Below are 25,878 nucleotides of genomic sequence, written 5' to 3'. Positions count from 1 at the left end.
TCGCCGGAGAGAGGTACTACAGCGCCGGGTACGCGTTCTTCATGAGTTCCTGGAACTGGGCGGAGAACCAGTGCCCGGACAGGGGTGCTCCGGACAGCGCCCCCGACATGTTGTTGTTGTTCCGGGGATTGCCCTCGTACGTCGGGTCGCACATGCGGTCGAAGCCCTTGCCCTCGTCGTTCGGGATCGCCGTGCTGGAACCGTCCGACTCCCCCGGCGGCTTCATCCATACGTAGGCGTCGATGCCCGCGGCGGGCGCTGCCTGGGGCCGTTCGCCGAGGCCGGCGCCGGACTGGTTGCACCAGTTGCCGAGGTGGATGCGCCTGTCGTAGCGACCGCCGTCGACGTAGGCGTCCACGGTCGTCCTCGGCCCGGGAGCGGCGGGCCGGGCGGTGCCGCCCCAGCCGTTGCGGGAGGTGTCGATCAGCATGCCGAGGTTGGTGTCGAAGCCGAGCGAGACGAGCTTGGCGCGCATGGCCTGGGCGTAGGAGAGTTCGTCGACGTAGCGGTTCCAGTCGACCCACTTGGACTGGCGGACCGAGACGCCGTTGACGGCGTCGTCGACCGTGAAGTGGTTTTCCTTCAGAGCGCTGTAGTTCGCGGTGTTGACGATGAAGCCGTGGACGTCGCCGAGGGTCGCGCCCTCGGTCGTGGCGGCGGTCTTGAAGAGTTCCGCGGACGGGCCGAGGTTGTCGTCCCAGCCGAGCCACCCGTGGTGGCCGGCGTCCACGTAGTTGTAGACGTTGGGCGCGTCGCCCAGCTTGTTCAGGGCGTAGCCGACGCCCTTCTGGTAGTTGCCGTTCGCCTTCATCGTGTCGCAGTTGGGGGTGGCGGTCGGGCGCGGGGTGGTGTTGGTGACGAGGTTGGGCAGTGAGTCGATCTCGACGGTCGTCACGATGCGCAGCCCGGCGTACTTCTGGTCGGCGAGGATCGCGGCGATCGGGTCGATGTACTGGGTCCTGTAGCGCCCGATCTCGGTCGCGCCGAGTTCCCCGTTGGAGGCGAGGGCGGAGCAGTCGCGGCCCGGCAGGTTGTAGATGACGAGTTGGACGACGAGTTCACCGGAGCCCTTCTGCGTCAGTGCCTCGTCGAGGTGGTCGCGCAGGCCCATGGCGCTCCCGACGCCCTCGATCGCGGCGGTGCGGTCGAGCCACACGCCGGTCGGCTGGCCGGCTATGCGGCTGCCGCCGGGTTCGGCGGCGGCCTTGGCGGACCACTCGGGGTTCACATAGACCTTGGCGCCGGCGTAGGGGTTGTTCACGCGCTCACCGGGATCGGTGGGCGGGTCGGTCGGGTCGGTGGGGCCGGCGTTGCAGGTGACGCCGTTCAGCTTGAACGTGGCCGGTGTCGTGTTGGCGCCGCTGTACGAGGCGTTGAACCCGAAGGAGGCGGAGGAGCCGGTGGCGAGCGTGCCGTTGTGGGCGACGTTCCTGACGGTGACGCCGGCGCCGCTCTGCGCGATGTCGGCGTTCCAGCCCTGGGTGACGCGCTGGTTGCCCGCGAAGGACCAGGTCAGGTTCCAGCCGCTCACCGGGTCGCCGGTGTTGGTGACCGTGACGCCGGAGGTGAAACCGGAGTCCCACTGGGTCTGCACCGTGTAGGCGACGGTGCAGCCCGCGGCGGCGGCGCCGTTCGGGGCCGGGCTCGCGGCGGTGGCTGTTCCGGTGGCGGCTGCTGTCAGGGCGGCGGCGGCCAGTAAGGCCGTGCGGGATCTCATGGCTGAAGTCACTCTCCGTCCGGGGCGCGCCGATGGTCGCGGCGGCCCGATGCCGAATGCGGGTGGGGGTGCCGTCGAAGGAGCTGATCAGTCCGGGACATCTGGTGCGCTGCGCCGCACAGCAAAAAAGTCGCCTGCGGCGCGTCAAGCCTTGAATCGGTGGGAGCGCTCCCATAGTGGTCGCGGGTCATGGCCCGGTCAAGGTTCTTGAAGAGTCGAACTCATTCGACAGAGCGGAGGGCCGTGGGCTTCAAAGATCGACCACTGACGCGCGTCGATGTGTGCGGGTGGTGATGGACCGTCCTGCCCGGCAGGCAGGCGGGACGGTCCGGAAACGGACCCGGTGCCGCGTTCACGTTCGCGTGCGCGGGGGTCAGGGGTTGGGCTGTCGCAGTACGGCGGCTTCCCTCGGCGCCAGGACGAGCACGCCCTCGGCGTCTCTCCGGCCGGTCAGGATCTCCCCGGTGAGTCCGGGCAGCGGTACCGGCCCGTCGGTCCGGTTGACCAGGAACAGGTAGCGGGCCCCGGCGTCGCGGCGTACGGCCTGCTCGACGCTTCCGCGCACGGACTCGGGAAGCTCGCTCTCCACACCGGCGGTCGCGAGCAGCTTCGGCAGCAGGCCGACGAGGCCGATCACGCCGAGCCTGGTGGAGATGTACGCGGCCGAACCCCGGCCCGCCGTACGGCGGGTGACGGCGGGCCGGCCCGCGTACTCACCGGTCTCGTAGCGGGCCAGCACCTCGGCCTCGGGGTCGGTGACGGTGATCCGGTCGGTCCACAGGGTGCCCGGACCCGCGCCGTCCAGCGAGACGCTCTCACCATCGAGCAGCGGACCGAACTCCTCGATGCGGATGCCCAGCAACTCGCGCAGCGCTCCGGGGTGGCCGCCGAGCCAGATGTGGTCGTTCTCGTCGACGACACCGGAGAAGTACGTGGTGACGAGGTGCCCTCCGTTGTCGGCGTACCGCGTGAGCCGGGCGGCCAGTGCCGCGGGGATCACATGCAGTACGGGCGCGATCAGGAGGTCGTACCGTTCGAGATTGGTCCAGGTGGTGACAACGTCGGCCCGTATCCCGAGGGCGAGCAGGGCGGAGTACCAGTCGAGCGCTTCCTGCCGGTAGTCGAGCCGGGAGGTGGGGTGGGAGTCCTGCTCGCAGGCCCACCAGGAGTCCCAGTCGAAGAGAATGCCGACACGGGCGGGTTCACGCTCGGTCCCCGCGACGGGCGCCAGTGCCCGCAGGGTCTGTCCGAGGCCGGTGACCGCGCGGAAGACTTCGCTGTCGGGTCCGGCGTGCGGGACCATCGCGGAGTGGTACTTCTCGGCGCCGGCCGCCGACTGGCGCCACTGGAAGAAGGAGACGGCGTCGGCGCCGTGCGCGACGTGCAGCAGCGAATCGCGGGCCAGTTCCCCCTGGCGCTTGGACACGTTGACGGGCTGCCAGTTGACGGCGCTGGTGGAGTGCTCCATCAGGAACCAGGGACGGCCGCCGGCGATACCGCTCGTGAGGTTGGCGGAGAAGGACAGTTCGTCCCGGTCCTGGGGGCCGGGGTGGGTGTAGTGGTCGTTGGAGACGAAGTCGATCTCGGCCGCCCAGTCCGGGTAGTTCATTCCCTTGGTCCCGCCCATCACCATGAAGTTCGTGGTGACGGGAACATCGGGCGTGATCTCCCGCAGGACGTCCCGCTCCGCGCGCAGATGGTCCTTCAGCGCGTCGGACGAGAAGCGCTTGAAGTCCAGTTGCTGCGTGGGATTGGGGTGGGAGGCCGCCAGCCGGGGTGGCAGGATCTGGTCCCAGTCGCTGTACCGCTGGGACCAGAACGCCGTGCCCCAGGCGTGGTTGAGCGCGTCGAGCGTGGTGTGGCGGGCGCGCAGCCAGTCTCGGAAGGCGCGGGCGGCGTCGTCCGAGTGGTCGTAGATGTTGTGGCAGCCCAGTTCGTTGGAGACGTGCCAGGCCACCAGGGCGGGATGGTCCGCGTACCGCTCGGCCATCTTCCGTACGAGGGCGAGCGCGTGGGTACGGAAGACGGGAGAGGTGGGGCGCCAGTGCTGACGTGCGCCCGGCCACACCGTCTCGCCGGAGGCGGTCACCGGGAGGATCTCGGGGTGGGCCGTGGTGAGCCAGGGCGGCGGGGACGCGGTGGCGGTGGCCAGGTCGACGGCGATGCCGCCCGCGTGCAGGAGGTCCATCACCTCGTCGAGCCAGCCGAAGTCCCAGCTGTGCGGCGTCGGTTGGATGTGGGCCCAGGAGAAGATCCCCACGGAGACCAGGTTGACGCCGGCCTCGCGCATCAGCCGCACGTCCTCCTTCCATACCTCGCGAGGCCACTGCTCGGGGTTGTAGTCGGCGCCGTACACGAGGCGTGGAGTGGGATCACCGTCCGGCCCGTGCGGCCGGGACAGGAGGGTGGAGATCATGGCGTTCCTTCCGGGGTGTCACGGGGGCTCACGGCCGTGTCCGGGCAGCGCGACAACGCGAACCACCCGGACCACCGGGTCCGCTCGGACCACCTGAGCCGGTCGGGCTGCTCGGACGACTCGAACTACTCGACGGTGAAGCCCTGTTCCTTGCCGTACTTGACCGAGGCGTCCTGCCAGGACTTCAGCCCGGCGGCCAGCCCGGTGTCCGATACGTACGCCTTGCCGACGGTGTCGTTGAAGATCGAGTTGGCGTACTGCTGGAAGGGCAGGTACGCCCAGTCGTCGGCGACATTGGCGGCGGAGTCGGCGAAGATCTCGTTGGCCTTCTGCCCGCCGAAGTACTCGAACTCGGTGTCGCGGAACTTCTCGGACCGAAGCTCCGCGGTGGTCGCCGGGAAGGCTCCTTGTTCGACGCGGGTCGGCACGCCGTCACCGGCGTTCGCGTACTCGGCGAAAGCGTAGGCGAGTTCCTTGTTCTTGCCGAGCGCGGGCAGGGCCAGGGAGCTGCCGCCGTTCTCCGCGCTCGACTTGTCGCCCTCGGTCCAGGCCGGCATCGGTGCCGCTCGCCAGTCGCCGGCGGCCTTCGGCACGCCGGTGACGAAGTTGGCGGGCATCCAGGCGCCGCTGGCCAGGGTGGCGATGGTGCCGTCACCGAGGCCCTTGTACCAGTCGTCGGTCCAGCCGTTGACGGGCGCGAGGAGCTTCTCGTCGAGGAGTTGCTGCCAGGTGTCGGTGTACTTCTTCGCGCCCGCGTCGGAGAAGTCGACCTTCACCTTGGTGCCGTCGACGGTGTAGGGGCGTGAACCGGCCTGCCACAGCATGCTGGTGGCGAACCCGGCGTCGCCCGCGTCGTTGGCGATGAAGACCTTGGGGTCGGCCTTGTGGAGTTCGCGGGCCGCGTCGACGTACTCGTCCCAGGTGGTGGGCACGGCGATCTTGTGCTTGTCGAAGACCTTCTTGTTGTAGAACAGCGCCATCGGGCCGGAGTCCATGGGCAGGCCGTATACCTTGTCGCCGTCGCTCACGGCGTTCCACGGGCCGGGGGTGTACTTGTCGGCCAGCTTGCCCGCGCCGAAGGGGGACAACTCGGTGAGGCCCTTGGTGAGGGAGTACTGCCCCACCGCGAAGTACTCGACCTGCGCGATGTCGGGGACGCCCTTCTCGGCCGAGATGGCGTTCGACAGCGCGGTGTAGTGCTTGTCGCCGGACCGCTCACCGACGAGGTCGATCTCGACCTTGGGGTACTTCGCCTGGAAGTCGGCGGCGACCTTCTCCAGCGTGGGCTCCCAGGCCCAGACCGTGACCGTACCGCCCTTCTTCAGAGCCGCCTGGATGTCCTCGGCGGAGACCGGTTTCTGGTCGGAGCTGTCGCCGTCGGAGCCGCCGCAGGCGGTCGCGCCCAGGGCGAGGACGGAGAGGAGAGCGATGCCGCGCAGCAGGCGGCCGTGAGTTCTGCGCATGGAGGTGCTTCCACTTCTTCGTGGGCGGGACGGCGGGTTCTTCGCGGGAGGAACGGCGGACGTGTACGGGCGGACGGGTACGGGCGGACGTTCAGGGGCGGGCGGACGTTCAGGGGCGGGCGGACGTTCAGGGGCGGGCGGGCTGCGCTACTCCTTGACGCTTCCGGCGGCGAGGCCGGACTGCCAGTACTTCTGCAGCAGCAGGAAGGCGCCGATCAGCGGCACGATGGTGAGCAGGGAACCGGTGATCACCAGGTTGAAGATCACGTCGCCACCGATCGTCTCCGCCTGGGAGTTCCAGCTGCTCAGGCCGAGGGTCAGGGGATACCAGTCCGGGTCCTTGAGCATGATCAACGGCAGGAAGTAGTTGTTCCAGGTCGCGACGGTGGTGAACAGCAGCACGGTCACGATGCCGGGGGCGAGCAGCGGCAGGGCGACCCGGAAGAAGGTGCGCGCCTCCCCCGCTCCGTCGATGCGGGCGGCCTCCAGCAGCTCAACGGGGATGGCCTCGGTCGCGAAGACCCACATCAGATACAGGCCGAAGGGCGACACCAGCGAGGGAATGATCACCGCCCATGGACTGTCCGTCAGCCCCATCTTGCTGAACATGAGGAAGGTGGGGACCGCGAGAGCGGTTCCCGGGACGGCGACGGCGCCGATGACCACGGCGAACACGGCCCGTTTCCCGGGGAAGTCGAACTTCGCCAGCGCGTAGCCGCCGAGGATCGCGAGGAAAGTGGCGCCGCCGGCCCCGAGCACCACGTACAGCAGGGTGTTGAGCAGCCAGCGGAGGAAGATGCCGTCGTCGTAGGTGAACGTCTGGCCGATGTTGTCCCACAGGGCGAAGTCGTCGCCGAACCAGAGTCCGGACGAATCGGCGAGCCCCTCCTGGGTCTTGGTGGCGCTGATGACCAGCCATGCCAGGGGCACCAGGGTGTACAGCAGGACCAGGCCGGTGAGCACGGTCAGCGGCACGCTGCGTCCGGGGCGTCCGGGGGTGTGCCGGCGGGGTGTGCGCAGACGGGGCGCGTCCTTCCCCGCGTCGGCGGCGTGAACGGATCCGGAGGGGTGTCCGGACGGGGAGGCGGCCGTGGCGGGGCTGCCCGCGCTGCTCGTGCTGCCCGTGCTGGTCATGGGCTATGCCTCCCTGCGCATGCCGCGGAGCTGCACGACATAGGCGATGACCATGGTGATCAGCCCCATGATGATGGCGACCGCCGCGGAGTAGTTGTGCTGCTGCCCGTTGAAGGACAGCGAGTAGGTGTAGAAGTTCGGGGTGTAGTCCGTTGTGATGGCGTTGCGCGCCAACTGCCGCAGGATGTTCGGCTCGTTGAAGAGCTGGAAGCTGCCGATGACCGAGAAGATCGTCGCGATGACCAGGGCGCCGCGGATGGCGGGGAGCTTGATGGCGGTGATGACGCGGAACTGCCCGGCGCCGTCGATCTCCGCGGCCTCGTAGAGCGAGTGGGGTACGACGCGCAGCGCGGCGTAGAGAATCAGCATGTTGTAGCCGACGAACTCCCAGGTGACGATGTTGCCGATCGACGCGAGGACCAGGTCGGTCGACAGCGGGTCGGGCAGGGTGATGCCGAAAGCCTCGTTGATGTCGCCGACCAGGCCGAAGCGGGTGCCGTACATGAAGCCCCACATCAGGGTGGCGACCACGGCGGGCACGGCGTACGGCAGGAAGATCGCGATGCGGAAGAAGTCCCGTCCGTAGAGGCGACCGCTGTCCAGGGCGAGGGCGATCAGCAGGGCGATGCCGAGCATGATCGGCACCTGTACGGCCAGGAACAGCGAGACCCTGCCGAGCGAGGCCCAGAACTGGTCGTCGTTCAAGGCCTGTTCGTAGTTGTCCAGACCGACGAAGGTGGTGCCGCCGATCAGTTGGTCCCGGAACAGGCTGAGGTGGATCGAGTAGACGATCGGCGCCAGGAAGACGAGAGCGAACACGATCGCGAAGGGGCCGATGAACCCCCACCCCGTCCAGGAACGGCGGCTCTGTCCCGGCGGGGACGGAGAGGGGCTTCGTCTCACCGCCTTCGGCGGTCGCGGCGTCGTCATGTTCGTTCCTCGCTCGTCCATCTCGGAATCGGCGTGGCGGGCTGTGCGGGGTGTGCGGAGGCGGCCCTGATGTTTACGTAAACATGTCGCGCGCCGAGGAATCACCGGCTGTTATGTTTACGTAAACATCTGGTGGCGGCATGTCTACACTGCCCCATTGACGGTGGTCAAGGGTCGGCGGGCAACCACGTCCGGAGGCGGCGAGAAGGCGGCGAGGGAGACGGGTGGGCACAGTGGACAGCACCTCGGCAGGCGTGCCGGGGACGCCGGTACGCAACGGGCAACGGGCCGGCCGCACCATCCGGGGCGCGTCCATGGCGGATGTCGCCCGGCTGGTGGGTGTCTCCTCCCAGACCGTCTCCCGCGTCTCCAACGGATACGCGGGGGTGAACGAAGAGACCCGGCAGCAGGTGCTGGCGGCCATGAAGGAGCTGGGCTACCGGCCCAACAGCGCCGCCCGGGCGCTCAAGCGCGGCGAGTTCCGCACGATCGGCGTCATCACCTTCGGCCTCTCCACCACGGGAAACGTACGCACCCTGGAGGCGATCGCCACCTCCGCGGCGCACGAGGGGTACGCGGTCACGCTCCTGCCCGTCGCCGTGCCCACCCAGGACGAGGTGCGCGGGGCGTTCTCCCGGCTGGGGGAACTGGCCGTGGACGCCGTCATCATCATCCAGGAAGTGCACCTGATCGACGCGGTGACCCTGTCGCTGCCGCCGAACGTCCAGGTCGTCGTGGCCGACTCGGACGCCGGCGACCGGTACACCGTCGTCGACACCGACCAGGCGGGCGGAACGCGCACCGCCGTGCGTCATCTGCTCGACCTCGGCCACCGCACGGTCTGGCACCTCGCGGGTCCCGAGGAGTCCTACGCCGCGCAGCGCCGCGCCGACGCGTGGCGTGCCGAACTCACCGAAGCGGGGCGAACCCCGCCGCCCCTGGTACGGGGTGACTGGTCGGCGCAGTCCGGCTACCGGGCAGGTCTGGAACTCGCGTCCCGGGAGGACTGCACGGCGGTGTTCGCCGCCAACGACCAGATGGCGCTGGGGCTCCTGCGGGCCCTGCACGGGCGGGGCCGGCGAGTACCGGAAGACGTCAGCGTCGTCGGTTTCGACGACATTCCCGAAGCCGGCTCCTTCCTGCCTCCCCTGACCACCATTCACCAGGACTTCGCCGAAGTGGGACGGCGCTGCGTCGAGGGCGTCCTGCGGCAGATGCGTCGCGAGGAGACGCGGCACGGCCTCACGCTCGTCCCGACACGACTCGTCGTACGCGACAGCACCGCTTCTGCGCCTTCGCGCCGTCCGGACCGCTAGGTCCTGTCCGGCGGAGCTTCGGGGGCCCGGAACGCCTGGCACGGCCTGGGCCAACCAGTCAGGTGGACCGGCCCGCTCGTCGGGAGTGCGCGCTCGGGTAGCGCGGCCACGACTCAACTCCCCTGCTCCTGCGGGTCTTTGACGGCAGCGGAGACCCCACCCCCTGGTGGAAACGCGATTGTCGCCCGGCGGGCACCGCTGCCATCATGCGGGCGTGGCCAGTGCCGGAGCGCCGAACTGTCTGATCGTGACCGGGCTGCCGGGCGCCGGGAAGTCGACGGTGACCAGGCTCGTCGCCGAGCGGCTGCCACGCTCGGCCCGGCTCGACGGGGATGAGCTCAACCGGATGATCGTCAGCGGCTTCGTCTGGGCACTGGGCGAGCCCGCCGACGAAGCGGCACGCCAGGTCGAGCTGTTGCACCGCAATCTGTGCGCTCTGGCGAACAACTTCGCCGACGCCGGCTTCACGCCGCTGATCGACGCGATGGTCCCCTCCCGCGAGAAGCTGGACTTCTTCCTCGAACTCCTCACGGCCCGGCGGATACTGTTCGTCGTTCTCGCACCGGGCATCGAGGTCTGCCGGTACCGCAACACCATCCGTGATCCGCGGGACCGGTTCGACTTCGACGGCTACGAGGCCCTGGACGCCGACATGAGACGCCAATTCGGCGATGTCGGCTGGTGGTTCGACACCGCCGCCCTCACGCCCGACGAGACCGCCGATCGCATCGTCCGCGAGGCCGACCGCCGTGCGCTCGTGAGCTGACCGCGGCACACCGGTGGTGTCTCCGTCCGGCCCGACCGACACCCCGACGCACCGCGACCCCGCCGCCGCCACTTGGCGCCGGACACCGGTCATGTGCGGGGGCGCCTCGCGGGGACAGGCCCGGCAAGGGAGATGGCGGGCCCGGGACCCGCTGTTCACTCGTTCCCCCAGTCCCACCTGTCGACGTACGCGGCCTCGCCCGTGCGGCTGGCCTTCTCCACGGCGCTCAGGCGCGTGAAGTCGCGGGGCGGCATCAGTGCCTCCCACTCGGCCAGGGGCAGGACGCGTGCCTCGTCGTGCTCACGTGGGTCGACGGTGATGTCACGGATCTGCGCCGCGGTGAGCCGGCCTCCGTCGAAGACGCAGCCGATCGTGCTGTAGGGCCACCCGCCACCGGGCAGGCCGTACACCATGGCCAGTAGCCGGGGCGGTCCGTGGGGCGTGATGCCGGTTTCCTCCCGGCACTCGCGGACGGCCGTCTGCCAGGGGCGCTCGCCCGGGTCCATCGTGCCGCCCACGAGCTGCCACGGGTGGGCGGGAGAGTAGACGGAGTGCAACTGGAGCGGCCGGTCGGCCTCGTCGGTGAAGTAGAGGCACGCCCAGGCGGTCGCCTTGAGGACGGTCTCGGCGTATTGGTCGAGCGGCATCCGGGGCTCGGCCCCCGCACCGTTCGGCCGCTCACCCGGCACGGTCGTCGGTGACTCGCGGGGCGTCATCGCTGTTCACCGTTCGGGGCCGCCGTGGAGGCGATCTGGTAGGAGAGCAACTGCTGGAACAGGCCCGGTTGTTCGGCCAGTTCCTGGTAGGTGCCCTGCTGGACGATCCGGCCCTCGTCGAGGACGACGATCCGGTCGGCCACGGCGACATTGGTGATGCGGTGGGTCACCAGCAGCACCACCCGGTCACGTGCCAGGTCCCGGAGCCGTTGGAAGATCCGGTACTCGGCTCGGGGGTCCAGGTTCGCGGTCGGCTCGTCGAGGACCAGCAGCCCCGCCTTTCGGAAGAACGCCCGTCCGAGAGCGACGCGTTGCCACTGGCCGCCGCTCAACTCCTCCCCGTTCAGCCATTCGCGGGCGAGGAGGGTGTCGAGACCGGCGCCGAGTCCGTCGACGACTTCGTCGGCTCCGGAGGCTTCGCATGCCTCGCGCACCGCCGCGTCACCCTGCGGCGAGGGCTGTCCGAGCGTGATGTTCTCGCGCACCGTCAGCGGCCAGTGCGCGTAGTCCTGCGGCACCAGGGCCACTTGCCGCCACAGCGCCTGCGGGTCCGCGTCGCCGACCGGCACGCCGTCCCACAACACCTGCCCGGCCGTGGGGAGATACAGTCCGCTGACGAGTTTGGACAGTGTCGACTTGCCCGAGCCGTTGAAGCCGACCAGAGCGGTGACCTCACCCCGGCGCAGGGTGAGGGAGACGTCGGACAGCGCGTCCCTGTCCTTGCCGGCGTAGCGGTGGGTGACCGACGTGATCTCGATCGTCCTGGGCGCCTCGGGGCGGTGCTCGCCGCGGCGCATGCGGTAGCCGCCGGCCTTGTCGAGGAACCCGGTCCAGTCGTCCATGTACAGCCCGGTGCGCACCGCGCGCGCCCCGACGGAGACCAGCCCGCGGACCGACTGGCCGGCCGTCTGCAGGGCGAAGACCGCCGTGCCGGCGTGCCCGACGCTGATACGGCCGTTGGCCAGCAGCCATACGACCGCGCCCCACACGACCGCCGACCCGAGTCCCCCGCAGACGGCGCCGACCAGGGACATCCGGGCCCCGGTGTCGGCCGCGGCCCGGTCCTCCCGGTTGATCCGGGTGACCGTCTGCCGGTAGCGGCCGGACAGGAAGCCGGCCATGGTGCCGGCGCGGATCTGGTCGGCGGCGTCCTTCGTGTAGATGTGCCAGCGCAGCACCGAGAGCATCCGCTGGTCGCCGTTGCTGCGCAGGTTCGCCAGATAGCGCACGCGCGCGGCGCTGACCTGGGCCAGGGCCTGCGGCAGGCTCGCCACCACCAGCAGCGGCAGGAGCACCCAGCTCACCCCTGCCAGTACGAGGGCTCCGGCCAGGAAGGACGCAGCCGAGGCGATCAGGTCCTGTCCTTCGTCGATCAGGTCCCCGGTGACCTGGGCGCCCCGGTCGGCGGCCTCGCGGTCGCGGTTGAAGTCCGGTTCGTCGTAGGCGCACAGCTCCACTTCGGCGCAGCCGGTGAGCAGCATCTGCTCGGCCTCGCGCGACATCAGCGGGCCGAGCCGGGAGGAGAGCCAGCTGACCGTGATCCCGAGAAGGGCTCGCGCGCCGGCCGCGCCGGCCAGCAGGGCAACGGACGGCCACGCCTGGAGGAGCCGGTCGTAGACGTCCCCGCCGGTCAGCAGCGCGGTCAGGGTTCCGCTGATGGCGACCAGGCCCAGAGCCTGCATCACGCCCGCGGCGGCCTGGCACAGCAGGAGCCCGATGGTCGCTCGTCGGTCGACGCGCCAGGCCAGTGCCAGGGACCGGCTCACCAACTGCGGCAGTCGGCGCGCCATGTCGCGCATCCGGATCGAGCGCCCGGCGGCTTCACGGCTGCCGGTCAGGTCGACGTACCGCATCTCGGGCTCGGGAACGGGCCGCGCGCCCTGTCCGGCCGGTGGCCCGGCGGGCAGTTTCGCGGGCGGGGGCGGGGTGGTGCGCGGCCCCGGGACGCTCCCGGTTGACGCTTCGCCGGACTCACTCATGCCGCCCACCTCGCGTTACCCCGTGTCGTCGCCGTGCGTCAGCCGGGCTCAACTTGGCCTCCTGGAAGGTCGATCGGGCACGTCGTGAAGCTCAACGACCAGGTGGCGTTTTCGAACGCGTGTGTTTCGGACGCTCCGAAAACCGCGTGACCGCTGGGGAGTCGGTGCGTGCCGGATGCACGGGCCCTTGCCGGGCGGGAGCGCGCCCTGTGGCACGGATGGCCGAAACGCCGATGCGAGCGGATGGCGGGTCCGGCCCGTGATCGGGTCCGGGCTGTGACCGGCGGGTCCGGGCTGTGACCGGCGGGTCCGGGCTGCGCGTGCGCTGCGACGGCGTCGTGGAGGATCGTGCCGTCCGGGGCCGGTCAGTCGTCCAGGGTGACGTCCGACGTCGGGACCGCGCAGCACAGGAGCGCGTTACCCGCACCGACGGTGGCGACGGGGGTGAGGAGGTGCGCCGTTCGGCCCTTCACCGGCCGGCGGCAGGTCCCGCAGGCTCCGGCCCGGCAGGCGGCGGGCAGCCGGAGCCCGGCCGACTCCGCGAGATCGAGGAGGGTTCCGTCCTCGGGGGTCCAGCGGGCCTCGATGCCGCTGGTGGCGAACCGTACGGTGAACGGTCCCGGCGAGGGCGGCGGCAGCTCTGTCAGCGCGGCCGCCACCGGCGAGAAGAACGGCTCGTCCTTCACCGACTCCTCCGGCAGCCCCACCGCCCGCAGGGCCGCCCGAACCGACTGTACGAAGGAGGACGGACCGCAGAGATACGCCTCGGTGAGTGGGTCCTTGGCGAGATGTGCGAACTCATCGGCGGTGGGCCGCCCTTGGCGGGCGCCGGGCGGCAACGGCCCCTCGGGCTCGGTGAAATGGGTTTCGTGTCTGTCATCGGGTGTCGTGCGGTGTTGGCTCGCGCGGTGACCCGTTGTGCGTTGTCGCGCTGCGCCGCGCGGGCGGAGTCGGGCCTCGGCGTTCGGGAGCAGGTCCGCCAGTGCGGTGATCTCCGGCCACAGCGGCGTCTCGCGCTCGGTCCGCGCCACGTTCACCACGGTGACGGACCGCTGCGGCGCCGTCGCCGCCACCGAGCGCAGCAGAGGGAGTGCGGGGGTGATCCCGATGCCGGCGGCCACCAGCAGCAGCGGGCGTCCCGCGTCCGCCGAGGGCTCGCGCCGCTGTGCGACCGACTCGTACGGCAGCGTGCCCTCGACGACAACTGGGGTCCCGCCTGGAGCCTGGAGACCCTGGCCTGGACACTCGGCGCCCTCGGGCACCACGAACGGGCGGCCGTCGTCCTCGGGGCCCGGCGCAGCCGCAGGACGTAGTTCTGCACGGCGTTCCTGGCACCCGGCGGCGGACACTGCCCCCACAGTCGGTCCACGAGCGCGTCGACCGGGACAACACGACCGAAGTCGAGGAGCAACGCGACCACGGGCGTGCGCAGTTGGGCGGCGCCGAGGCTCACACACCGACCGTCGCGCGTGACGACGAGCGGTCCCAGGATCCCGAACTCGTACTGTGCGTTCATCGATGGCGAGAGTAGAACGGAAAGCAATCACTTCGCCACTTGCCGTTACATCACTCGGTGCCGGGCCGGTTCCCGGCCGGGCCGGTGAGGCGCAGCAGGAGCAGCGCGGCGTCGTCGTCCAGCGGCCGCCGGGTGTGGGCGGCGAGCGCGTCGCGCAGAGCCGCGAGGTCGTGGTCGAGGTCGTCGTGGTCGAGACGGCGGACGGTTTCGGGGAGCTCGAAGAACGCGCCGTCGATGTCGCGGGCCTCGGTGGTGCCGTCGGTGTAGAACAGCAGCCGGTCGCCGGGCCCCAGCCGCGCCGAGCAGGTGCCGGAGCCGTCGAGGAAGTTCTTGCTCAGGCCTTGGGGCAGACCCAGGGGCGGGCCCGGTACGTCGGGCTCCGCCGGCACGACGGTGCCGTCCGCCCGGCGCACGAGCGGTGGTGGATGTCCGAAGTTCAGCAGGGTCACCAGCCCGTCCTCCGTACAGTCGGCCAGGACGGCCGTGACGAACTTCTCGGACGGCTCGCGGAGCCTCAGGGCGTTCTCGATGTGCCGCGCCACCTCCTGGAGGCTGCCGGCTCCCAGCACCCTGGTGCGGAAGGCGGTCAGGACCGTGACCGCCGTCTGTACCGCCGTCAGCCCTTTGCCCTGTACGTCTCCGACGATCAGACGGACTCCTCCCCCGGTCAGGGGAATGGCCTCGTAGAGGTCCCCGCCGATCCGCGCCCCCACGGCCGCCGAGGTGTAGGAGACCGCCAGCTCGATCGGACCGCTGTTCCGGGGCACCGGACCGAGAATCGCCGCCTGCGCGACGTCGGCGACCGCCCGTACGTCGACGAGTTCGCGCATGGTTCTGCGTTGCTTCTCCACCACCCGGACACGGACGACCGAGGCGTAGGCGGCGACGAGCGCGACAAACGCCACCGACCCCAGCGCGGCCACACCCCGGCCGGCCGCCAGGGTCTCGTCCGCGACGACAATACCCGCGCACACGACGATGGCGAGCGCGCCGACGAAGGCGACGGCGCGCGGCCGGCTCGTGGCGGCGGCGAGAGCGGGGGGCGCGGCGAGCAGGGACAGCAGGACGGCGGACTGCGCCAGTAGGTCGACGATCACGACCGTCGCGATCAGCGCGTGCGGCACCATCTCCGCGACGCGTGTGCCGTGCCCGCGGCGCCGGGCGATCACGGGAGCCTCCACGCCCTACGGGGGCTGTCGCCGGGCGCGACGCAACCCCGGGCCGTCTCCTCCACGCGAGGACTCATTTCCTGGCTCCTTCGGGACCGGCGTCGAATGGAGCACCCACTCCTCAGAGTATTGATCCGACTGAGCGTTTTATCCGCTTTATTCCATTATCGAACAACTGATGTGGACACCGCTCCCCGCGATGGCCGGCTCGGGCCGGCGCCACCGGCCGCGACGGTGCCGGTGACCGACGGCCTCCGCCCGGCGACACAGCGTTCCCGGCGCTCTCGGCGGGGTCCCGGCCGGCCGCGTGTCGCCGTTGGGACATGTCGCACCTGTGCCACCGGAATCCAGTGACACCCATCCGGCGCCACAGGAGTCTGTGCAGCAGGTGAACTCCTCACCTCGCACGACGGAAGGCATGGCACCAGATGAGACGGATCCGCCTTGTGGCGGCCATATCGGCGGGACTGACTCTGGCCGCCGGCGCCCGCGCGCCGGTGTCGGCCACCACCAACGCAGTAGGGGAGAAGCGGCGGCTGACGGCCCTCGCCGACGACGGCTCTCCCGGCCGGCGCCCGGACAGCATCGACGCCCGGTCGGTCCGTGTCTCCTCCGAGGACCTCGGGGCGTTCTGGAAGCGACTGGGTCGACAACGTCGTGGAGGGCGTGCGCGCCGGGGAGATCGCCAGATCCGTTCCCCATCTGCCGCTGCGGCTCGCGGTGGCCGACCGTGCCATCGCCGTCTGCCCGTTGGTGCCGGGCGGGCCGCAGGGCAGCCCCGACGAGCCGACGGCCGCGCTGGTCCGGGACAGTAACCTCCTGGCCGCCCTCATCGCCCTGTTCGAGCGCTACTGGGAGGACGCCGTCCCGCTGGACGTCGACGACTCGGGGACGGTCGCCGGGACGGACGGAGTCGGCGCACCGGACCCGCTGTCCTCGATCGACAGACGGCTGCTGTCCCTGCTCGTGGCGGGCGTGGCCGACAAGGCGATCGCCAGCCAGATGGGGCTGAGCCGGCGCACCGTGCAGCGCCACATCCAGCAGATGATGGAACTCGCGGGCGCGACCACCCGTATGCAGCTCGCCTGGCAGGCGGCCCGGCGCGGCTGGCTGTGACGGGACCGGGGTTGACGCGCCCCGCGCCTGTGGGGGCGGCCGTCACATCGAGCTGCATCCGGGCCTTCAGCAGCGGGAGTCGATCGCCGCGAAGCGCGTGAAGCCCGGCCCGGATCGTCCTGCGCCGGCACCTCCGGACCGGCAGCGTCGTCAACCGACGTACGGGCGCGCCGCTCAACTACGTGCGAACTGCAGGAGATCCGTGTTGAACCGCTCCGCGAACTCGGGCACCATCGCCAGCCCGTGGGGCGCGCCCTGATAGACCTTGTAGGTCACGTCCTTGACGAGCTGGGAGGACTTGTCGCCGGCGGCCACGATCGGAACGATCTGGTCGTCGTCGCCGTGAACGATCAGCGTGGGCACGTCGAACCGCTTGAGGTCTTCGGTGAGGTCGGTCTCGGAGAACGCCTTCACACAGTCGTAGGCGCCCTTGATTCCGACCGTCATCCCCCACAGCCAGAACTCGTCGCGGGTCCCCTGGCTGACGGTCGAACCATCGCGATTGGCACCGTAGAACGCGGCGCTGAGTTCCTTGTAGAACTGCGAACGGTCCTTCTCCACACCGTCGCGGATCTCGTCGAAGACATCGATCGGGAGCCCTTCGGGATTCGCTTCCGTCTTGAGCATGAGGGGCGGGATCGCTCCCAGCAGTACCGCCTTGGCGACCCGGCCGGAGCCGTGCCTGCCGATGTAGCGCGTGACCTCTCCGCCGCCCGTCGAGTGGCCGACCAGGATGATGTCGCGCAGATCGGCGGCCTCGATGACCGCCGCGAGGTCGTCGGCGTAGGTGTCGAGGTCGTTGCCTTCCCAGGTCTGGCCGGAGCGTCCGCCGCCGCGCCGGTCGTGGGCCACGGCGCGGAAGCCGTTGTCCGCCATCACTTTCATCTGGGGGTCCCAGGCGTCGGCGATGAGCGGCCAGCCGTGCGAGAAAACAACGGGCCGGCCCGCGCCCCAGTCCTTGTAGTAGATCTGTGTGCCGTCCTTGGCGGTGGCGAAGGGCATGGTGACTTCCTTCCGAACTGATCCACAACTCCGCGTGTGCGGCGGAGTTCAGTGCCCGACCGGAATCTGATGTCACGCCGCGCACCGGCGTCGAACCCGCGGTCGATCGGCGGAGGGGTCGGCGGCGAGAGAGGGCGACCCTGGATGAGCACGTCGTCCGTTCAACGCTACCGAAGGTGCGGCGCTCGGGCGTGTCGATCAACGCCCGGACCCCGCGTCCGGCGCGTCCGGCCGGAAGCCGTCACCGGGTCCGTCGAGGACGGCAGGGCGGGAACCCGTCGGACCCGCCACATGTGCCCCCACGCCTCGCTCGGCGGCTCCACCGCCGCGTGGTCAGAGGCTGGTGAGCAGGCCGTCGAGCGGCGCCGGTACGCGGTCGGGTTCGAGGGCCTCGACCAGGACGCGGCCGTACTGGATCTTTCGCCCCTTCTTCGTGCCCAGAAAGCGCCGCAGCTGCTGCTGTGAGGTGCGGCCCTGTTGCGCGGGCTGGCGCAAAAAGGTCTGGAGCGCGCGCAGGTCTCCTTCCTCCCGTACGAGTTCCTGCACGCGTGCGGCACCCAGCGCGCGGATGAGCTCGTCCTCCAGATCCGCCGCGCAGACGAAGAACCCTTGCCGCGCCGCGCCGGCCCGCTCCAGCGCGCGGTCGTAGAAGCTGCGCTCCTGTTCGTCGCAGAGTCCCGTCAGACGGACGCCGAGGCCGGGCGGGCCGAGGAGGCTCACGAAGCGACCGACGCTCATCGCACCGCCCATCGACAGGACGCAGATCCCTTCGGCCGCCAGGTTCCGGCCGCGTCTCGCGGCCAGCGCGTTGACCGCCGCGACGTCGCTCGGGCCTTCGAGCAGGACGGCCGCCCGGACGGGCAGACTCGCGGCGAGCTCGTGGGCCCGCTCGCCGGGGCCGCCGGCCGCCCACGCGACGACCGCCTCCTGGAACGAACCCATGTCTGCCACGGGACGAGTCTGCGCTCTTTCCGGCAGCCACGGTAGGGAATTACTGTCGGCGCGCCGATCCGCGGGGAGCGGGCCGCCCCTCGACCAGGGGCGGGCTCGGCGCCGTACCCGGCCGAATGCCCCTGACTCCTCCCATCTCCTCCACTGTGCCGGGTACTTACTGTCCGGTAGAGACCTATGCGATCAAGGGCGTGCACCTCTACCGTCGGGGCACCACCGCAGACCCGCCGAAGTTGTGGGTCGCCCGACCGGGACCGGCGTCCCGTTCCTCTCCCGCCCAGGAGGTTCCATGCCACCCCCCACCCCCCGTCGCTCCAGAAGCAGAGTCGCCGTCCTGGCGCTCGCAGCGGCCCTGGGAGCGGCCTCGTTCACCGCCCCTCCCCCGGCCCTCGCCTCCGGAGCCCCGGCCTCGGCGTCGGGCACCGCCGCCGACGGCGACCATCTCGTCGGGCGCGGCATCGCCGACGTCACGGGCGAGGCCGCCGAGACCGGGATGATGGGCTATTCGAGCTTCGACCAGAAGACGTCCGGCATCCACCAGCGGCAGCGGTCGCGCGCGTTCGTCGTCGCCGACCGGTCGAGCGGCAAACGCGTGGTGTACGTCAACGCCGACCTCGCGATGATCTTCCAGTCCGTCCAGCAGGGCGTCATCTCACGCCTCAAGGAACGCTACGGCAGCCTCTACGGCGACGAGAACGTGCTGCTGTCCGCCACCCACACCCACTCGGGGCCCGGCGGATACTCCCACGACGTCGCGTACAACCTCTCCGTACTCGGCTTCCAGAGCGGTACCTACCGGGCGATCGTCGACGGCATAGTGGAGTCCGTCGTCAAGGCGCACGAGGATCTGAAACCCGGCTCCATCAGTCTGGGCACCGGCACGCTCACCAACGCCAGTGTCAACCGTTCCCGAAACGCCTTCGACCGCAATCCGGCGGCCGACCGCGCCGCCTTCCCCGCGGGCATCGACCCGGCGATGACCGTGCTGCGCTTCCGGCAGGGCGACAAGGACGCCGGCGCGATCAGCTGGTTCGCGACCCACAACACCTCGATCACCAACAAGAACACGCTCATCAGCCCCGACAACAAGGGCTACGCCTCCTACGCGTGGGAACACGACCTGGAGGGTGTGCGCTATCTCGACAACACACCGGGGTTCGTCGCGGCCTTTCCCAACACCAACGCCGGCGACATGTCCCCCAACCTCAATCTGAAGCCGGGATCGGGCCCGACCGAGGACGAGTTCGAGAACGCGCGCATCCTCGGCGAACGCCAGCTCGACAAGGCCCGCGAGATCTACCGGGACGCCAAGCCCGTCAGCGGCGGTGTGGACTCCCGGCTCGCCTACGTCGACATGGAGAACGTGACCGTGAACGGGGCCCACACCCCGGACGGCAAGGAGCACCGCACCTGCCCCGCCGTCGTGGGCGCGTCCACGCTCGCGGGCAGCGTCGAGGACGGTCCGGCGATCCCCGGCTTCGAGGAGGGCATGCGTACCCCGGTCGCCTCCATCATCGAAGCGCTGCACATCGATACCCCTGCCTGGCTCGCGACGTGCCAGTACCCGAAGGCGAGCCTCGTCCCCACGGGTCTGCTGAGCAACGTCCACCCGGTCACCCCGAAGATCCTGCCCCTGCAGATCATGAAGATCGGCGACCTCCATCTCGTGGCCGGTCCGGGAGAGTTCACCATCACCTCCGGGCTCCGTGTCCGCCGCACCGTGGCGGAGCAGCTCGGTGTCCCGCTCGACCGGGTACTGCTCCAGGGGTACGCCAACTCCTACAGCCAGTACGTGACGACGCCGGAGGAGTACGACGCCCAGCAGTACGAGGGCGGCTCCACCCTCTACGGCCGGTACACGCTGCCCGCCTACCAGCAGGAGTACGCGCGGGTCGCGGCGTCCCTGCGCGACGGCACCACGATCGACCGGGGCACGGCGCCGCCGGACGAGTCGGGCCGGCAGTTCAACTTCCAGACCGGTGTCGTCTACGACAGCCCGCCCCCCAACAACGCGTTCGGCTCCGTGCTGACCCCGCCGGCCCCGTCGTACACCCGCGGTCGGACCGCGACCGTCGAGTTCGCGACCGGGCACCCGAAGAACAACGTGCGCCGGGGCGGCACCTTCCTGGAGGTGCAGCGGCTGGTCGACGGCAAGTGGGTGCGGATCCTGGACGACGGCGACTGGCGGACGAAGTACCGGTGGACGCGGATCAACGGGCTCACCGGCACGTCGAAGGCCACGGTCACCTGGGACATCGGAGCCGACACCGCACCCGGGACCTACCGAATCGTGCACCACGGTGACTCGAAGAACCTCCTCGGAAAGATCACGCCGTTCACGGGGACGTCCCCGACCTTCACGGTGAACTGAGGCAGCCGGGGGCCGGGCGGGTAACCCGTTCGGCCCCCGCGTGGCCGCATCGCCCGCGATGAGAGCGGTCACGGCGAGCGTCGCCCGCATGATGGGGCGGTGATCAGTGTCCTGTTCGCCGTGCTGACCGCGATCAGCAACGGCTCCGCCTCCGTGCTCCAGCGGCGTGCCGCGGCCACCGCTCCCGACTCCGACGCCATGCGCCTGTCGCTGATCGGGCATCTGCTCCGCAAGCCCGTCTGGCTCGCCGGGATCGGGCTCGTGATGGTGGCGGCGGTCTGCCAGGCGGTGGCGCTGGCGACCGGCCCCATCGCCGTCGTACAGCCGATCTTCGTCATCGAGCTGCCCATGACGCTGCTGATCGCGAGCTATGTCTTCCGCTCCCGGCTGCCACGCGCCACCTGGTACGGCGTGGCCGCGGTGACCGTCGGGCTGGCGGTGGGACTCGGCTCTGCTGCGCCCACCGGTGGCAGCGAGACCGTGGAGGATCTCTCCTGGGTCCCGGCGCTGATCGTCACCGGGATCTTCGAGGCCGTGGTGATCGCCGTAGCGCTCCGGACCCGGAACAACACGCGTGCCGCGTTGCTGGGACTCGCGGCGGCGTGCGCGTACGCGCTGACCGCCGCGCTCCTCAAGGACGCCGTGGCCAGGCTCGAAGGAGGCTCGGGGGTCGCCGCGTTCTTCTCGTCCTGGCAGCTTTACGCCACGGCCGTCGCCGGGATCAGCGCGCTGTTCCTCCTCCAGAACGCCCTCCAGGCGGGCTCCCTGGTCGCGTCGCAGCCGATGCTGACGCTCGGCGACGCGCTGATCAGCATCACCTACGGTGTGACGCTGTTCGGTGAGGGCGTGCGTACCGGCTGGTGGCTGGTGCCGGAGCTCATCGCGATCGCCCTGATCACCGCGGGCTGTATCGAACTGGCCCGCTCCCCTCTGGCTTCGGGCACCTCCCCGCCCGCACCACGCGCGCGTTGACCCGGCGTCGACTCCGCGGTGCGCCCCGCCGCCGCCCAACGCGCCGATATCCCGCGTGACATGACCAACTCGTATGCGGGCCTCGACGACGCCGGGTCGCGACCGCCGCGGCCGGTGCCGGCGCGGACGTGGTGCGCGGTATGTACGGCAGGCCGCTGAGCCGCGTCGACAAGGGGGGCGGGGACTTCGCCACCGCCGCGGATCTTGAGGCGGAGAAGACGATTCTCGGCGTCATCCGTACCGCCCGGCCCGATGACGCCGTCCTGGGCGAGGAGGGCGGGCGGCAGGGGCCCGCGGACGCCGAACGCCAGTGGTTGGTCGACCCCCTCTGCGGCACACTGAACTACGCCGCCGGCACGATGCTGGTGGCCGTCAACGTGGCTCTGCGGGGCGGTGCGGCGGCGGTGGCCGACCCGTTCAGCGGCGAGATCTTCTTCACCGACGGCCGGTCCGCCCGGGTACGGCGTGACGGCGCCGATGCCCCGCTGACGCCCACGTCCGCGAACGGTCTCGTGTTTGTCGACCTCGACCCGCCGGACCCCGAAGCGCCCGGATTCCGCGCGGTGGACCTGCTGGCCCACCCGGATTCGCCGAACGGTTCCGGCCCCGTGTCGCCTCCACGTCGCTCGCGCTCACCTGGGTGGCCGCCGGCAGACGCGCGGCGTACGTCGCCGTCGGCGGCGACCTGTCCGAGAGTGTGCATTTCGCCGCCGGCATCGCCATGTGCCGGGCCGCCGGCTGCGTGGTCACCGGAACCGACGGCGCCCCGGTCGGACAGGGCGGGCACGGACTGGTCGCGGCGGCCGACGAGGAGACCCGCCGACTGCTGATGTCGATGATCCGGGGCTGAGGCCGGTCCACTTGAGCGGTTCGGACAGCTTGCGCGGTCGTCGCTTCGGCGACAACGGCGCTCACAGCAGGTACACCCCGGTGACGACCGCCGCCACCCCGACAAGCAGCACCGACAGATCGAAGCGGACGACCGCCCACAGGTCACGGCGGGTGTCCGCGAGGTCGAGGGTGAACTCGGCCGGATCGCCCGGCTGGTAACGGACCGTCACCTCGCGTCCGCGCGAGCCGCTCGGGTCCGTCACGTCGAAGGGGCGGAAACCGATGACCGTCGTGTCCTCGCGGGTGGTGAACGACACCACCGGGGCGAAGGAGACGAGCGTGCCGTCCTGGTCGGTGTAGACGGACCGTCACGGAGACGATTCGGCCCGGAACGGCGGGCGCGGCGGTCAGCCTGGCGAGCCGCCCCTTCGCGAGGCTGATCTCGTGGCGGGACGCGACAGCCGCCACCACGGTCCACGGGATCCCGGCGCCGATCAGCGCCCATTGATAGCCCCAGGTGAGGGCGGCGCTGGTCAGCAGTGCGGCGTAGAGGAGAAAGACCGCGAAATTCGGCAGGGCGACGCCGTGCCGCCCGGATTCGAGATCGAAGGTGGTGCTGAAGTCCTCGGGCCGGCCGGGCCGGAAGAGTATCCCGATCTCCCGGCCCTTCCAGGCGACTTCGATCGGCACCTCGTTCCCGTCCTTGGTGGGGAGGGTGAACTCCTGCCCGGTGGAAGGGTCCTGGAAGGAGATCAGCACCGGGATGCCCTTCCCGCTGCGGCCGTCGTGCACGGGCTCCTCGACCGCCACGATCCGCCCGGTCACCCGGACCGTCCGCTGCGCCCGGGTCACCCCGGCGAAGGACCGCCCGTACCCCACCAATGCCAGCCCCCCGACCACCACGCACCAAGCCACCAGCACCTCTTGCCCGTACACCCGCGCCACACCCGTCCGCCCCCGGCACCGGACCTGACGCCGTGCCCGCTCGTCACCAACCCTCAGCCATCCGTGGCGAGTCGGGCAAGCCCGGTGTCGAGCGTGATGCGCCCGACCCTGTCGGCGGGTGCGCACCCCTCACCGCGTCGGCCGGCTCAGGAGCGGAGGAAGGCCGACAGGGCCGTTACGAGCCGGTCGACGTCGTCTGCGTCGTTGTACGCGGACAGGCCCACGCGCAGGCCGCCCGTGTCGCCCAGGCCGAGGTGGCGGGAGGCTTCCAGGGCGTAGAAGGAACCCGCCGGGGCGTGGACCCGGGATCGGGCGAGGAAGCGGTGGGCGTCGGTCGCGGCGTGGTCGGCGAATGTGAGCAGCATCGTGGGTGTCCGCAGCGCGGCGCGGGAGTGCAGTGTCACGCCGTCGAGACGGGACAGCGCTTGTTCGACGCTCTCGCGCAGGGCGCCCTCGTGCGCTCCGATCGCCGCGTAGGCGGACCGGAGCCGGTCGCGCCGGTCACCGGTCGTGTCGGGGGCGAGATCCGCGAGGAAGTCCACCGCGGCGCGCGTGCCCGCGAGGGCTTCGTAGGGCAGGGTGCCGAGTTCGAAGCGCTCCGGTACGACATCGGTGGACGGCGCGAGCTTGTCCGGTCGCAGGGTCTCCAACAGCCGTGGGGACGCGGCGAGTACGCCGTGGTGGGGGCCGAAGAACTTGTACGGCGAGCAGACGACGAAGTCCGCGCCGAGTTCCGCGACGTCCACCAGGGCGTGCGCGGCGAAGTGCACACCGTCCACGTACAGCAGCGCGCCCGCCCGGTGGACCAGGTCGGCGATGGCCGCGACGTCCGGCCGGGTCCCGATCAGGTTCGAGGCCGCGGTCACCGCGACCAGCCGCGTCCGGTCGGTGAGCAGGGCGCCGACGGTCTCCGGGGACAGTTCACCCGTCGCCGGGTCGAAGTCCGCCCATCGAACGACGGCACCGGCCCGTTCGGCGGCCCGCAGCCAGGGGCGGATGTTGGCGTCGTGGTCCAGCCGGCTCACCACCACCTCGTCGCCGGGTGCCCAACTCCCGGCCAGGACACGGGAGAAGTCGTAGGTGAGCTGTGTGGCGCTGCGCCCGACGACGATCCCCTCGGCCTCCGCGCCCAGGAGATCGGCCATGGCCCGGCGGAAGTCGCCGACGATCCTCTCGGCGTTGATCTCCCCCGGCGCCACGGAGCCCCTGACGGAGAGCGGACCGCTCAGCGCGTCGGTGATCGCCTCGATGACGGGCGTGGGCGTCTGCGTGCCTCCGGGGCCGTCGAAGTGCGCGACACCGGCCCGCAGGGCGGGAAACCGGGCACGCGTCGCGGCGACGTCGTACGTCATGTACACCCCTCTACTGTTCGTACGACTCGACCTCGGCGACCGGACGCGGTTCGACCCGCTCGGGGTCCTCCCCGCTCTCGGCCCCCGCCCTGCGTCGGCGCAGCAGGTCCCAGCACTGGTCCAGTCGCTGTTCCAGGTCCTGGAACCGCGCGCGTTCCTCCGCGCTGAGGCCCTTGCCGGGGGCCTGTTCGCGCAGCCGGTGTTCCTCCGCGACCAGCGTGTCGATCGTCCGCAGAATGTCGTCCGCCATCTCCGCCTCCGCTGTTGTGGGCCGCTGATGAGCTTACGAGCAACGCCGGTTCACCCGGCCCCCGGTGCCGGTCACAGCATCTCCAGCGGGACCGGGCCCCGGGCGGGCGGGAAGGCCGCGTCGAGGTCGGCGTGGTCGTCGTCGGTGAGGTCGAGCGCGAGCGCGGCGTGGTTGTCGCGGACGTGCTCGGGCCGGCCCGCCCGGGGAATCGCGACGACTCCGGCGCGGCTCAGGACCCAGGCCAGGGCCACTTGGGCCGCCGTGACGCCGTGGCGGCCGGCCACCGCCTCCAGCACCGGGGCGGTGAGCAGCCGTCCCTGCTCCACCGGCGAGTAGGCCATGACCGGAATGCCGCGCTCCTGGCACAGGGGCAGCAGGTCGTACTCGATGCCGCGCCGGGTCGGGTTGTAGAGGACCTGGTTCGCGGCGATCGCCTCTGCGCCGGGTACCTCGGCCATCTCCCGCAGATCGGCCGGGTCGAAGTTGCTTACGCCCCAGTGTCGGATCTTGCCCGCGCGGAGCAGTTCGTCGAACGCGGAGACCGTCTCCTGAAGCGGAACCGAGGCGCGCCAGTGCAGCAGGTAGAGATCGATCCGGTCGGTCCTCAGGCGTTTCAGGCTGCGTTCGCAGGCGTTGACGGTGTCCATGCGGCCGGCGTTGTACGGCAGGACCTTCGTCACCAGGAATGCCTCGTCGCGGCGGGCGGCGAGGGTCTCACCGACCAGTTCCTCCGCGGCGCCCTGCCCGTACATCTCGGCCGTGTCGATCAGGGTCATGCCCAGGTCCATCCCCAGGAGCAGGGACTCCTTCTCGCTCCCCCGCCGCGCCGGGTCCTGCGCCCAGCCCCATGTGCCCTGTCCCAGCACGGGAACGTGTTCTCCCGAGGGCAGTGGCAGAGTGCGCGCGTCCTGTGTCGGTCCCATCGCGGGTCCGCTCCTCGTTCCTGGGGTCCCCGTGTCAAGGCTC

Annotated in this window: 19 protein-coding genes and 3 pseudogenes; 6 read left to right on the top strand and 16 right to left on the bottom strand. The window is 70.6% G+C overall.

Annotated elements, in window-relative coordinates; genetic code table 11:
- Positions 1–16: 16 nt before the first annotated feature.
- The 5 genes from SSPS47_RS34335 to SSPS47_RS34315 form a co-directional block, all read right to left on the bottom strand.
- Positions 17–1,717 (bottom strand): glycoside hydrolase family 6 protein, encoded by a 1,701-nt coding sequence (locus SSPS47_RS34335; protein WP_164254283.1) that lies wholly within the window; start codon positions 1,715–1,717, stop codon positions 17–19.
- Positions 1,718–2,090: 373 nt separating this feature from the next.
- Positions 2,091–4,133 carry a beta-galactosidase gene (locus tag SSPS47_RS34330; protein ID WP_164254282.1) on the bottom strand — a complete coding sequence of 681 codons (2,043 nt, stop codon included), beginning with the start codon at positions 4,131–4,133 and terminating at the stop codon, positions 2,091–2,093.
- Between the two features lie 125 nt (positions 4,134–4,258).
- Entirely contained in the window at positions 4,259–5,596 is a 1,338-nt protein-coding gene (locus tag SSPS47_RS34325; protein ID WP_164254281.1) for a sugar ABC transporter substrate-binding protein, read from the bottom strand.
- 147 nt (positions 5,597–5,743) lie between these two features.
- The gene (locus SSPS47_RS34320) at positions 5,744–6,730 is read right to left on the bottom strand and encodes a carbohydrate ABC transporter permease (protein WP_164254280.1); all 987 of its coding nucleotides are present in this window, start codon (positions 6,728–6,730) and stop codon (positions 5,744–5,746) included.
- A gap of 3 nt (positions 6,731–6,733) precedes the next feature.
- A complete protein-coding gene (locus tag SSPS47_RS34315) occupies positions 6,734–7,660 on the bottom strand; it encodes a sugar ABC transporter permease (protein WP_147877157.1) in 927 nt (308 codons plus the stop codon).
- Between the two features lie 314 nt (positions 7,661–7,974).
- Here SSPS47_RS34315 and SSPS47_RS34310 point away from each other — a divergent pair, with 314 nt between their 5' ends.
- Entirely contained in the window at positions 7,975–8,976 is a 1,002-nt protein-coding gene (locus SSPS47_RS34310; RefSeq protein WP_164254279.1) for a LacI family DNA-binding transcriptional regulator, read from the top strand.
- Between the two features lie 214 nt (positions 8,977–9,190).
- The gene (locus SSPS47_RS34305) at positions 9,191–9,742 is read left to right on the top strand and encodes an AAA family ATPase (RefSeq protein WP_164254278.1); all 552 of its coding nucleotides are present in this window, start codon (positions 9,191–9,193) and stop codon (positions 9,740–9,742) included.
- A 155-nt stretch (positions 9,743–9,897) separates the two neighbouring features.
- Here the strand turns inward: SSPS47_RS34305 and SSPS47_RS34300 are convergent, their stop codons facing one another.
- The 4 genes from SSPS47_RS34300 to SSPS47_RS34285 all read right to left on the bottom strand — a co-directional run bounded on the left by SSPS47_RS34300 (position 9,898) and on the right by SSPS47_RS34285 (position 15,122).
- The gene (locus SSPS47_RS34300) at positions 9,898–10,458 is read right to left on the bottom strand and encodes an NUDIX hydrolase (protein WP_239065185.1); all 561 of its coding nucleotides are present in this window, start codon (positions 10,456–10,458) and stop codon (positions 9,898–9,900) included.
- Positions 10,455–12,311: an ABC transporter ATP-binding protein gene (locus tag SSPS47_RS34295; RefSeq protein ID WP_164255297.1), complete on the bottom strand. Its 1,857-nt coding sequence runs from the start codon at positions 12,309–12,311 to the stop codon at positions 10,455–10,457. Before SSPS47_RS34295 ends, SSPS47_RS34300 begins: the two co-directional genes overlap by 4 nt.
- Before the next feature lie 491 nt (positions 12,312–12,802).
- Positions 12,803–13,786: an iron-sulfur cluster-binding domain-containing protein gene (locus SSPS47_RS34290; protein WP_164254277.1), complete on the bottom strand. Its 984-nt coding sequence runs from the start codon at positions 13,784–13,786 to the stop codon at positions 12,803–12,805.
- Between the two features lie 217 nt (positions 13,787–14,003).
- Positions 14,004–15,122 carry a PP2C family protein-serine/threonine phosphatase gene (locus SSPS47_RS34285; RefSeq protein WP_164254276.1) on the bottom strand — a complete coding sequence of 373 codons (1,119 nt, stop codon included), beginning with the start codon at positions 15,120–15,122 and terminating at the stop codon, positions 14,004–14,006.
- Between the two features lie 645 nt (positions 15,123–15,767).
- Here SSPS47_RS34285 and SSPS47_RS34280 point away from each other — a divergent pair.
- Positions 15,768–16,238, top strand: a pseudogene (locus SSPS47_RS34280) (helix-turn-helix transcriptional regulator); the annotation flags it as partial.
- 174 nt (positions 16,239–16,412) lie between these two features.
- Here the strand turns inward: SSPS47_RS34280 and SSPS47_RS34275 are convergent.
- Together SSPS47_RS34275 and SSPS47_RS34270 are read right to left on the bottom strand one after the other, a co-directional pair.
- Positions 16,413–17,240, bottom strand: coding sequence for an alpha/beta hydrolase (locus SSPS47_RS34275; protein WP_164254275.1), 828 nt, complete (start codon positions 17,238–17,240; stop codon positions 16,413–16,415).
- A 333-nt stretch (positions 17,241–17,573) separates the two neighbouring features.
- Positions 17,574–18,191 carry a TOPRIM nucleotidyl transferase/hydrolase domain-containing protein gene (locus tag SSPS47_RS34270; RefSeq protein ID WP_147877171.1) on the bottom strand — a complete coding sequence of 206 codons (618 nt, stop codon included), beginning with the start codon at positions 18,189–18,191 and terminating at the stop codon, positions 17,574–17,576.
- 289 nt (positions 18,192–18,480) lie between these two features.
- Between SSPS47_RS34270 and SSPS47_RS34265 the strand changes: the two genes are divergently transcribed.
- The 3 genes and pseudogenes from SSPS47_RS34265 (at position 18,481) to SSPS47_RS34255 (ending at position 22,384) form a co-directional block, all read left to right on the top strand.
- Entirely contained in the window at positions 18,481–20,562 is a 2,082-nt protein-coding gene (locus SSPS47_RS34265) for a neutral/alkaline ceramidase (protein WP_164254274.1), read from the top strand.
- 99 nt (positions 20,563–20,661) lie between these two features.
- The gene (locus tag SSPS47_RS34260) at positions 20,662–21,534 is read left to right on the top strand and encodes a DMT family transporter (protein ID WP_164254273.1); all 873 of its coding nucleotides are present in this window, start codon (positions 20,662–20,664) and stop codon (positions 21,532–21,534) included.
- A 60-nt stretch (positions 21,535–21,594) separates the two neighbouring features.
- Positions 21,595–22,384: pseudogene (locus tag SSPS47_RS34255) on the top strand (inositol monophosphatase family protein).
- A 61-nt stretch (positions 22,385–22,445) separates the two neighbouring features.
- Here SSPS47_RS34255 and SSPS47_RS35880 read toward each other — a convergent pair.
- From SSPS47_RS35880 to SSPS47_RS34235, 5 genes and pseudogenes are all read right to left on the bottom strand, one after another.
- Positions 22,446–22,685: a hypothetical protein gene (locus SSPS47_RS35880; RefSeq protein ID WP_239065184.1), complete on the bottom strand. Its 240-nt coding sequence runs from the start codon at positions 22,683–22,685 to the stop codon at positions 22,446–22,448.
- Positions 22,686–23,190: 505 nt separating this feature from the next.
- Positions 23,191–23,244, bottom strand: a pseudogene (locus SSPS47_RS36350) (hypothetical protein); the annotation flags it as partial.
- Between the two features lie 212 nt (positions 23,245–23,456).
- On the bottom strand, positions 23,457–24,662 hold the full coding sequence (locus tag SSPS47_RS34245; protein WP_164254272.1) for a cysteine desulfurase-like protein: 1,206 nt from the start codon (positions 24,660–24,662) through the stop codon (positions 23,457–23,459).
- A 10-nt stretch (positions 24,663–24,672) separates the two neighbouring features.
- Positions 24,673–24,912, bottom strand: a complete 240-nt coding sequence (locus SSPS47_RS34240) for a DUF2630 family protein (RefSeq protein WP_164254271.1) — start codon at positions 24,910–24,912, stop codon at positions 24,673–24,675.
- A gap of 71 nt (positions 24,913–24,983) precedes the next feature.
- The gene (locus SSPS47_RS34235; protein ID WP_164254270.1) at positions 24,984–25,835 is read right to left on the bottom strand and encodes an aldo/keto reductase; all 852 of its coding nucleotides are present in this window, start codon (positions 25,833–25,835) and stop codon (positions 24,984–24,986) included.
- Positions 25,836–25,878: the final 43 nt, after the last annotated feature.

It is taken from the genome of Streptomyces sp. S4.7 (assembly GCF_010384365.1).
Classification (GTDB): domain Bacteria; phylum Actinomycetota; class Actinomycetes; order Streptomycetales; family Streptomycetaceae; genus Streptomyces.
Note: the sequence above shows the minus strand (reverse complement) of the source record. Positions and strands in the feature narration are given on the sequence as shown.